The sequence below is a fragment of the Nocardioides psychrotolerans genome, from assembly GCF_900113685.1.
Lineage (GTDB): Bacteria > Actinomycetota > Actinomycetes > Propionibacteriales > Nocardioidaceae > Nocardioides > Nocardioides psychrotolerans.
Map to the genome: position 1 here is coordinate 294,146 of NZ_FOQG01000004.1, position 8,837 is coordinate 302,982.

Here is an 8,837-nt window from a genome sequence, read left to right on the forward strand (position 1 = left end):
ATGTGACAGACCCCGGGCGCCGAGTCGGCGCGATGTCCGCACGCGATCGTGGCTCCGGCTGCGGATCGGGCACCGTAGTGCGATTCTGGTAGCTCGCACAGGGGGGGAAGGACGCTCGATGTCGGGTCGGGAGAGCGCGGTCGCCCACGGGGACCTGACCGGGACGTCAACGGCTGACTCCTTCGCCAGTCCCCGGGTGGCCCAGTCGATCCTGACGATCCTCTTCGCCCTCGACCTCGGGCTGCGCTTCGCGGGCGACCCCGCGATCGGGCGGTGGCCGCAGGTGGGGGCCGGGATGGTGGCCGTCATCACCCTGGCGACGTTCGTGACCCGCTGGGAGAAGCTGCCGGCGGCGGCCCCCACCGTGGTGGCCGTCGCGGACATCGCCGCGCTGGGTCTGACCCGTCTCGACGCCCAGGGCGGTGCCTCGGGGATCCTGCTGGTGCTGCCGGCCATCTATCTGGGGCGCTACCACGGCCGCCGGGGTGTGGCCGTCACAGTCGTGGCGGGGGTGCTGCTCCAGGCGGTTCCCGGCTTGCTCTATTTCGCGAACGACGGGCCCAACCTGTCACGGACCCTGCTGACCTTGTCTGTCGCGGTCGTGGTCTCGCTCGCGATGGCCTCGGCGGTGCACCGGTTGGAGTACCAACGCCGAGTGTCGGCAGCCATCGTCGACAGTGTCGACGTCGGGCTCGTCCTGATCGACGAGCACGCGGTCTACCAGTCCATGAACCGTCGACACCTCGACTTCATCGAGCTCGCCTACCCGAGCGGTCACCGTGGCCTCGCCGGCCAGCTCGGGCTGGTCTTCGGAGCGGACGGCACGACGCTCGTCGTGCGGGAGGACATGCCGACCTTCCGTGCCGCTCAGGGTGAGGAGTTCGACGACCAGCGGATCTGGGTAGGCGACGACGAGATGACCCGGCGGGCGTTGTCGGTCTCGGCGCGCGTGGTGTGGGACGAGAACGACGAGTTCGCGGGCGCGGCGCTCGCCTACAAGGACGTCACCGACTTCATGCGCGCGCTCCAGGTCAAGGACCAGTTCGTCGCGTCGGTCTCCCACGAGCTGCGCACGCCGCTGACCTCCATCCACGGCTACTCTCTGCTCCTGCTCGACCAGGAGGACCTGCCCGTCCAGACCCGTGCGCACCTCTCGGTCATCAGCCGCAACACCGAGCGGCTCCAGCGGCTCGTCGACGACCTGCTGCACACCGCCCAGGTCGACGAGGACGGGCTGCACGTCGAGCGCTCCGACACCGACATCGCCCAGGTGGTGCGCGACGCCGTGCATGCGGCGGAGCCCGCGGCGCTCACGCACGGGGTGTCCCTCAGCGTCGATGCCCCCGCGGCGCTCGTCGTCCGGGTCGACCCCCAGCGCATCGCCCAGGTCGTCGACAACCTGGTCTCCAACGCGGTGAAGTACACCCCCGCCGGGGGAGACATCGCCGTGCGCGTGGGGATGGACGGCACCCGCGTCGAGATCTCGGTCAGCGACACCGGCGTCGGCATCGACGCCGCCGATCGGGACCGGCTCTTCACCCGCTTCTTCCGTGCCCGGCACGCTTCGGAGCGGGAGATCCAGGGCGTGGGCCTGGGGCTCAACATCACGCGCAGCATCGTCGAGGGCCACGGTGGCCGCATCGAGGTCGAGAGCGAGCCCGGGCGGGGGAGCACCTTCCGTGTCCGGCTGCCCGTGGTCGCCGGGGCACGGCACACGGACGAGGGCTGAGGGCCCGGCGGCTCAGCGGCAGGCCGGGCAGGTCCCGAAGATCTCCAGCGTGTGGCTCACGTCGGCGAAGCCGTGCTCCTCGGCCATGGCCCGCGTCCAGCGTTCGACGGCCGGGCCCTCGACCTCGACCGTGGCCCCGCAGGAGCGGCACACCAGGTGGTGGTGGTGGGTGTCGGAGCAGCGCCGGTAGATCGCCTCGCCGTCCTCCGTGCGCAGCAGGTCGACCTCGCCGCCCTCGACCATCCTCTGGAGGCTGCGGTAGACCGTCGCCAGCCCCACCCGCTCGCCGCGCTGGCCGAGCAGGTCGTGGATCTCCTGGGCCGAGCGGAAGTCGTCGAAGGACGCCATCGCCTCGGCGACCGCGATCCGCTGCCGCGTCGGTCGTACGACGGCAGGGCCGGTGGGCGCGGAGCCCTCGGGCTGGGCCCCGGGCTGGGCCCCGCGAGGCTCAGTGCTCGTCATAGTGCTCCCCGTGCGGCGCGTGCCGATGGCCCCCGTGCACGTAGTCGACGTGATCGCCGTGCGGGACCGCCGCGTGGCCGCAGTCCGGGCCGTGGTCGTGGGGGTGCTCGCCGACCTCGTGGGACTCGGTCGGCGTCGTGGCGTCCGGTGGCAGCGCCGGGAAGGGCGCGTGCAGCAGCTGGCGGTGCCGCAGCCACGCCCCCAACGGCCAGGTGACGGCGAAGCCGGCCAGGGCGAGAAGCACGATCGTGGACCCCGGTGCGACGCGGGTGCCGGCCGGGGCGAGGGCCGAGAGTGACAGGCCCCCCACCGACGCGAGCGCGCCGAGTGCCATGGCCGCGACCAACGTCGTGCGGAACGAACGCGTGAGCTGCTGGGCCGTGGCCACGGGCACCACCATCAGTGCGGAGACCAGCAGCAGCCCGACCGTGCGCATCGCGATGGTCACGCTCACCGCGGCGAGCACGGCGACGAGCAGGTTGTAGCCACGGACCCGGAGCCCGGCGACGCGCGCGAACTCCTCGTCCTGCGCCACCGCGAACAGCTGAGGGGCCAGGCCGACGCCGACCAGGATCACGACCGCGGCGAAGGCCATCGTGAGGTAGACGTCGCTGAGCGAGATGGTCGTGATGGAGCCGAAGAGGTACTGCTGGAGGTTCGCGGCGCTCTGGCCGGCGAGACCGGTCAGCAGCACGCCCCCGGCCAGGCCGCCGTAGAAGAGCAGGGCCAGCGCGACGTCGCCGTTGGTGTGCCCGCGCTCGCGGATCACCTCGATCAGGATCGCTCCGAGGACCGCGACGACCACCGCGGTCCAGGTGGGGGCGATGCCGGTGAAGATCCCGAGGGCCACCCCGGTCACCGCGACGTGACCGATGCCGTCACCCATGAGGGCGAGCCGGCGCTGGACGATGTAGGTGCCGACCGCGGGTGCTGCCAGGCCGGTGAACAGCGCGGCCAGCAGCGCCCGCTGCATGAACTCGTAGGTGAACAGCTCGAACATCAGCGTCCCTCCAGCGGGCTGGCGACGTGGGGGGCGTGGTCGTGACGCGACCGGCCCCGGTCGTCGGCGCAGTGGTGGTGGGAGTGGGTCTCGCCGAAGCGGGGGTCGTGCACCTGGTGGTCGGCAAGGGGTGCGCCGTCGTAGGCGATGCGGCCGTCGCGCATGACCACCGCGCGCGCGACCAGATCGGCGAGGGGGCCGAGCTCGTGGGCGACCAGCACGATCGTGGCGCCCCGCGACTTCAGCTCGCCGAGGGCGGAGGTGAGGGCCAGCTGGTTGGGCAGGTCGACGCCCGCGGTGGGCTCGTCGAGGAAGAGCAGCTCGGGCTCCCCGGCCAGGGCGCGGGCGATCAGGACCCGCTGCTGCTGGCCACCGGAGAGGTGCGAGATCCCGTCCCGTGCGCGGTCGGCCAGGCCGACGATCTCGAGCGCGTCCGTGATGGCGGTGCGGTCGGCGCGCGAGAGGGGGCGCAGCAGGCGGCGTCGGGTGAGGCGGCCCGAGGCGACGACCTCCCAGACCGAGGCCGGCACACCGGAGGTGGCGCCGGTGCGCTGGGGCACGTAGCCGATGCGCTGCCAGTCGTGGAAGCGGTCGAAGGGGGTGCCGAAGAGTTCCAGGGAGCCGGCGGTGAGCGGCCGGAGCCCGGTCATGGCCCGGATCAACGTGGTCTTGCCGGAGCCGTTGGCGCCCATGAGGGCCACGAACTCCCCGGTCTCGACGACCAGGTCGATGCCACGCAGGACCGGGCGGCCGCCGATCGCGACCGCCCCGCCCGTGAGCGACAGAGGAGTCACTGGCACCCGTTGGCCTCCGCGAGCTCGCCGAGGTTGGCCTCCATGAGGGAGAGGTAGTCCTGGTCGGCGGTCTCGTCGCTGAGGCCCTCGATCGGGTCGAGCACCGCGGTCGTGACGCCGACGTCCGAGGCCAACGAGTCGGCGATCTTGCGGGTCCCGAGGCGCTCGGCGAACACGGTGGTGACACCCTCGGTCGCGATCAGGTCCTGCAGCCGGGCCAGGTCGGCCGGAGTGGGCTCTGCCTCGGGGGAGAGGCCTGCGATCGGCTCCATGTCGAGACCGTACTTGGTCAGGTAGCCGAAGGCGTCATGGCTCACCACGACGGTCTGGCGCTCGCAGCCGGACAGCGTCTCGGCGTAGCGCGCGTCGAGCGCCTCCAGGTCGGTGCGCAGGTCGGCGGCGTTGGCGGTGTAGTCCGCCGCGTTGTCCGGGTCGACCGCGGCGAGGCTCTCGGCGACGGCGTCGCCGAGGTCGGCCATGCGCAGCGGGTCCTGCCAGAAGTGCGGGTCCAGGTCGTCGTGGTCGTGCCCGTCGTCCGCGGTGTGCTCCTCGGCGTCCCCATCGGCGTCCTCGTCCTCGAGCGTGCGCAGGTCGACGACCTCGGCGGCGTCGACGACCTCGCCGGTGGCATTGGCGTCGACGGAGGAGTCGACGGCCGGTTGGAAGCCGCTCTCGTGGACGACTACGTCGGCGTCGACGATCTGACCGGTGGCGCGGGGGTCGATGTCGAGGTCGTGCGGCTCGCCGCCGGGCTGGGTGAGGTTGGTGACGTCCGCGAGATCGCCCGCGACCCGGCCGGCGACGTACTGCAGCGGATAGAACGCGGTGACGACCTGCAGCCCGTCGCTGGCGTCGGCACCCCCGTCGGACAGCGCCCCGCAGCCGCTCAGGGTCAGCGCTCCGGTGAGCAGGAGGGCGGGAGTGCGGAGGGTGGGACGGCGGGGCGACTTCATGAGAATCATTCTCAAGGGAATGAGAATCGTTGTCAACTCAGGAATCCCGCTATGGCTATCCTGAGCCCATGCTGGTCGTCAACAGGTTCCGCGTGCCCGAGGTCGACCGCGACGTCTTCCGGGTGGACCTCGAGACGGCCAGGCAGGTGCTGGCGTCGCGCACCGGTCACCTGGGCAGCCAGATCGGGCGCAACCTCGACGACCCCACGCTGTGGGTGCTCACGACGACCTGGGAGAACGTCGGCGCCTACCGCCGCGCGCTGTCGTCGTACGACGTGAAGATGGGTGCCGTTCCTCTCCTCAGCAGGGCGGTGGAGGAGCCCAGCGCCTACGAGGTCGTGGAGCCGGGGACCGTGCTCAACGTCGAGTCGACCCGATCGTTAGGCTGACCGCTCCATGGACCGGCAGCCAGCCGGCCGAGACGCAGGAGCACCCCAACGTGGCATCCAAGCCGGCAACCACCCTCGACCAGGTCGTCTCCCTCTGCAAGCGCCGGGGGTTCGTCTACCCGTGCGGTGAGATCTACGGCGGCACCAAGTCCGCCTGGGACTACGGCCCGCTGGGCGTGGAGCTCAAGGAGAACATCAAGCGTCAGTGGTGGAAGTCGATGGTGACCGCCCGCCAGGACGTCGTGGGCCTCGACTCCAGCGTGATCCTGCCGACCCGCACCTGGGAGGCGTCCGGCCACATCGGCACCTTCAGCGACCCGCTGACCGAGTGCCAGTCGTGCCACAAGCGCTACCGCGCCGACCACATGCAGGAGGACTACGCCGCCAAGAAGAGCCTCAAGGGCGAGCCCGTCGATCCGGATGATGTCGACATCTCGGAGCTGGCCTGCCCCAACTGCGGCACCCGCGGCGCCTGGACCGAGCCGCGCCCCTTCAACATGATGCTCAAGACCTACCTCGGCGTCATCGAGGACGAGTCGGGGCTGCACTACCTGCGACCCGAGACCGCGCAGGGCATCTTCCTCAACTTCGCCAACGTGGTGACGACCAGCCGGCAGAAGCCGCCGTTCGGCATCGCCCAGATGGGCAAGTCCTTCCGCAACGAGATCACGCCGGGCAACTTCATCTTCCGCACCCGCGAGTTCGAGCAGATGGAGATGGAGTACTTCGTCAAGCCCGGTGAGGACGAGGAGATCCACCAGTACTGGATCGACCAGCGCACCGCCTGGTACGTCGACCTGGGCATCGACCCCGACAACCTGCGCCACTTCGAGCACCCGGCCGAGAAGCTCAGCCACTACGCCAAGCGCACCGTCGACATCGAGTACCGCTTCGGTTTCTCCCAGCGCGGCTTCGAGGAGCTCGAGGGCATCGCCAACCGCACCGACTACGACCTGAAGCAGCACAGCACGTTCTCCGGCAAGGACCTGTCCTACTTCGACCAGGCCAGCGGCGAGCGCTACATGCCCTACGTCATCGAGCCCGCAGCCGGCCTCACCCGCTCCTTGATGGCCTTCCTCATCGACGCCTTCGACGTCGACGAGGCGCCCAACACCAAGGGCGGCGTGGACACCCGGACCGTCCTGCGCCTCGACCCGCGCCTGGCGCCGGTCAAGGTCGCGGTGCTCCCGCTGAGCCGCAACGCCGATCTCTCGCCCAAGGCGCGCGACCTGGCGACCGAGCTGCGCAAGCACTGGAACGTCGACTTCGACGACGCCGGCGCGATCGGCAAGCGCTACCGCCGCCAGGACGAGATCGGGACGCCCTACTGCGTCACGGTCGACTTCGACACGATCGACGACCAGGCGGTGACCGTGCGCCACCGCGACTCGATGGAGCAGGAGCGCATCGGTCTCGATCGCATCACGTCCTTCTTCGCGGAGCGATTCCTCGGTTGCTAGACCGACGCCCGGTGCACAATGGCCGGGTGAACCGGGTGCGGCGCCGTGCAGGCGTCTTCGTGAGTGTCCTTGCCTTGTCGACGCTCGCCCTGGCGGGCTGCTCCGAGGACGCGGAGTCGGAGCCCGATGCGGCTCCGTCCCCGAGCGAGACCTCCGCGACCCCGGGCTCGGCCTCGGCCACCGAGACGCCGTACCTCCCGGTGCCCGACGGCGTCGAGCTGACCGCCCAGGGCAGTGAGCTCCGCATCGGCGACGAGGCGGTCGTGGCCTACGAGCCGCGGCAAGAGCTCCTCGGCGTCCTCGGCATCACCGTCGACCGGATCGACAAGACCACGTTCGCCACGTCCTTCGCGGGGTGGAAGCTGGACGCGGCGACCAAGGCGATGACGCCCTACTTCGTCCAGGCGACCGTCACCAACAACGGGGAGACCGACCTCGGTGGGCGCCCGGTCCCGCTCTACATCGTCGACTCGGCCGACACGCTGGTCGAGTCGTCGACCTTCAAGGGCACCTTCGAGCCGTGCCCCAGCAAGCCGTTCCCGAAGGTCTTCGGCGCCGGGAAGACGATGTCGACCTGCCTGGTCTACCTCGCCCCCGAAGGCACCACGCTCGAGGCGGTCAGCTTCCGGCCGACGCAGGAGTTCAACCCGATCACGTGGACCGGCAGGATCACCGCGCCCCAGAAGGACAAGCCCCAGAAGGGCAAGCCCGGAGAGGGTGACAAGGGCGGCGGCGAGAGCAAGACTGGCGAACGCTCCACGAAGAGTGGCGCGAACGGCGGCTGAGGCCGACCCGACCAGGAGGACCACCGCATGGATCTCGTACGACGGACGCTCGCGGTGGTCTCCACCCTCACGGTCGGCGTCACCTTCGGCCTTGCCCTGGTCGCCACGTCGGCCTCGACCGCGCTGCGCGCGAGAGTGTCGACGCGAGCAGCCTCCCGGCCGGGCCGCGTCCTGCGGTGGCCTACCTCGAGGGCCGCACGCTGCACCTGCCGTCGGGCAGCAACCAGCCACTGCCCTTCCCGGCCTCCCACGCGGGCTCGCTCTCGCTGCTAGGCCCCAGCTCCCAGGGCTGGGTCGTGCTCGACCGCTTCGGTGAGTCGGCGCGCCTCTTCAAGGTCAAGAACGGCAGCAAGGTGCAGTTCTGGCGCACCGGTGACCTCTCGGCCTACTCGTGGAGTCTCGGGTTCAACGGCAAGCGGGTCCTCCAGCTCTGCACCTACCGCAGCGCCGTCTCCTCGGCCGTCGTCTTCGACCTCACGGGAAAGCGCGTCGCCTCGACGTCCTTGCCGGGCTACGCCACGCTGCTCGCCTTCACCGGCGACCGCGCGGTTCTCGCCGGCAACAAGACCTGGGACTGGCTCGTCGAGTCACCCAAGTCGGCCGTCTCCGCCGACCGGGCCCCGGCTGCCGACATCCGGAAGAACATCCTGTTCCTGCCCGACGCCGGCGAGACCGGCGTGGGCCCCACGACGCTGGGCCTGCCGGACGAGCCGGAGTGGGCCGCACCCTTCCAGCCGCGCGCGGTCTCGCCTGACGGCTCCTACGTCCTGGGACTGACCTACGACGAGAAGACCGTGCAGGTCCGCGACATGGTCGACGGCGCCCTGGTGCGCAGCTTCACGATCCAGCACAGGTCCGGCTTCCCGCTGCTGTGGGAGAGCGACAGCGCCGTCGTGCTCGGCGTGAAGCGCCTGTAAGTGTTCGTGGTGGCTGGCCTGGGGCTGGCTGGCAGGGTTGACGGTGGTCCTCCGGATCGGGCGTGACTCGTGAAGCGCCTGACCTCTTCGGGGTGTCTTGCCTGGGATCTGTCCGTCAGGTCCGGGGGCCGGCGTCGACCCTGGCCCCACCACGATGGCTTGATGAGAAGCATGTCCAACCAGTGCCGCTGAAACGACTCTGGCTGTGACCCGTTACAGGCCTGCCTCGTAGTGACTTCACTCCCGGGCCGACGTCGGCAACGACGCCATCCCCCGGTTGAAGTGAAGGAGACATCGCAGTGCCCAGTGTGACAAACAACAGCGCCACGATCACCCCGGTGACGGTCG

9 protein-coding genes are annotated in these 8,837 nt (G+C 70.5%); 5 read left to right on the top strand and 4 right to left on the bottom strand.

The genetic code is table 11. The features are described from left to right. Positions 1-118 precede the first annotated feature (118 nt). Positions 119-1,729 (top strand): sensor histidine kinase, encoded by a 1,611-nt coding sequence (locus BM204_RS07425; protein ID WP_091111674.1) that lies wholly within the window; start codon positions 119-121, stop codon positions 1,727-1,729. 12 nt (positions 1,730-1,741) lie between these two features. Here BM204_RS07425 and BM204_RS07430 read toward each other — a convergent pair whose 3' ends face one another. From BM204_RS07430 to BM204_RS07445, 4 genes are read right to left on the bottom strand one after another with little or no spacing between them, the layout of a single operon-like run. Beyond that, a complete protein-coding gene (locus BM204_RS07430; protein ID WP_091111676.1) occupies positions 1,742-2,191 on the bottom strand; it encodes a Fur family transcriptional regulator in 450 nt (149 codons plus the stop codon). Next, the gene (locus BM204_RS07435) at positions 2,178-3,191 is read right to left on the bottom strand and encodes a metal ABC transporter permease (RefSeq protein WP_218031180.1); all 1,014 of its coding nucleotides are present in this window, start codon (positions 3,189-3,191) and stop codon (positions 2,178-2,180) included. The genes BM204_RS07430 and BM204_RS07435 overlap by 14 nt, the downstream gene beginning before the upstream one ends. Then, positions 3,191-3,991 carry a metal ABC transporter ATP-binding protein gene (locus BM204_RS07440; RefSeq protein ID WP_218031179.1) on the bottom strand — a complete coding sequence of 267 codons (801 nt, stop codon included), beginning with the start codon at positions 3,989-3,991 and terminating at the stop codon, positions 3,191-3,193. The genes BM204_RS07435 and BM204_RS07440 overlap by 1 nt, the downstream gene beginning before the upstream one ends. Further along, positions 3,982-4,938: a metal ABC transporter substrate-binding protein gene (locus BM204_RS07445; protein WP_091111679.1), complete on the bottom strand. Its 957-nt coding sequence runs from the start codon at positions 4,936-4,938 to the stop codon at positions 3,982-3,984. Before BM204_RS07445 ends, BM204_RS07440 begins: the two co-directional genes overlap by 10 nt. Before the next feature lie 68 nt (positions 4,939-5,006). Between BM204_RS07445 and BM204_RS07450 the strand changes: the two genes are divergently transcribed. From BM204_RS07450 to BM204_RS07465, 4 genes are all read left to right on the top strand, one after another. Continuing rightward, positions 5,007-5,327 carry an antibiotic biosynthesis monooxygenase family protein gene (locus tag BM204_RS07450; RefSeq protein ID WP_091111680.1) on the top strand — a complete coding sequence of 107 codons (321 nt, stop codon included), beginning with the start codon at positions 5,007-5,009 and terminating at the stop codon, positions 5,325-5,327. Positions 5,328-5,377: 50 nt separating this feature from the next. Beyond that, entirely contained in the window at positions 5,378-6,787 is a 1,410-nt protein-coding gene (locus BM204_RS07455) for a glycine--tRNA ligase (RefSeq protein ID WP_091111682.1), read from the top strand. A gap of 59 nt (positions 6,788-6,846) precedes the next feature. After that, entirely contained in the window at positions 6,847-7,572 is a 726-nt protein-coding gene (locus tag BM204_RS07460) for a hypothetical protein (protein WP_143099686.1), read from the top strand. Between the two features lie 176 nt (positions 7,573-7,748). After that, the gene (locus BM204_RS07465) at positions 7,749-8,489 is read left to right on the top strand and encodes a hypothetical protein (RefSeq protein WP_091111685.1); all 741 of its coding nucleotides are present in this window, start codon (positions 7,749-7,751) and stop codon (positions 8,487-8,489) included. Positions 8,490-8,837: the final 348 nt, after the last annotated feature.

What these genes read in the sequence shown, in the direction of transcription:
- BM204_RS07445 (WP_091111679.1), bottom strand. Translation starts at nt 4,938, where the DNA reads ATGAAGTCGCCCCGCCGTCCCACCCTCCGCACTCCCGCCCTCCTGCTC.
- BM204_RS07435 (WP_218031180.1), bottom strand. Translation starts at nt 3,191, where the DNA reads ATGTTCGAGCTGTTCACCTACGAGTTCATGCAGCGGGCGCTGCTGGCC.
- BM204_RS07450 (WP_091111680.1), top strand. Translation starts at nt 5,007, where the DNA reads ATGCTGGTCGTCAACAGGTTCCGCGTGCCCGAGGTCGACCGCGACGTC.
- BM204_RS07430 (WP_091111676.1), bottom strand. Translation starts at nt 2,191, where the DNA reads ATGACGAGCACTGAGCCTCGCGGGGCCCAGCCCGGGGCCCAGCCCGAG.
- BM204_RS07425 (WP_091111674.1), top strand. Translation starts at nt 119, where the DNA reads ATGTCGGGTCGGGAGAGCGCGGTCGCCCACGGGGACCTGACCGGGACG.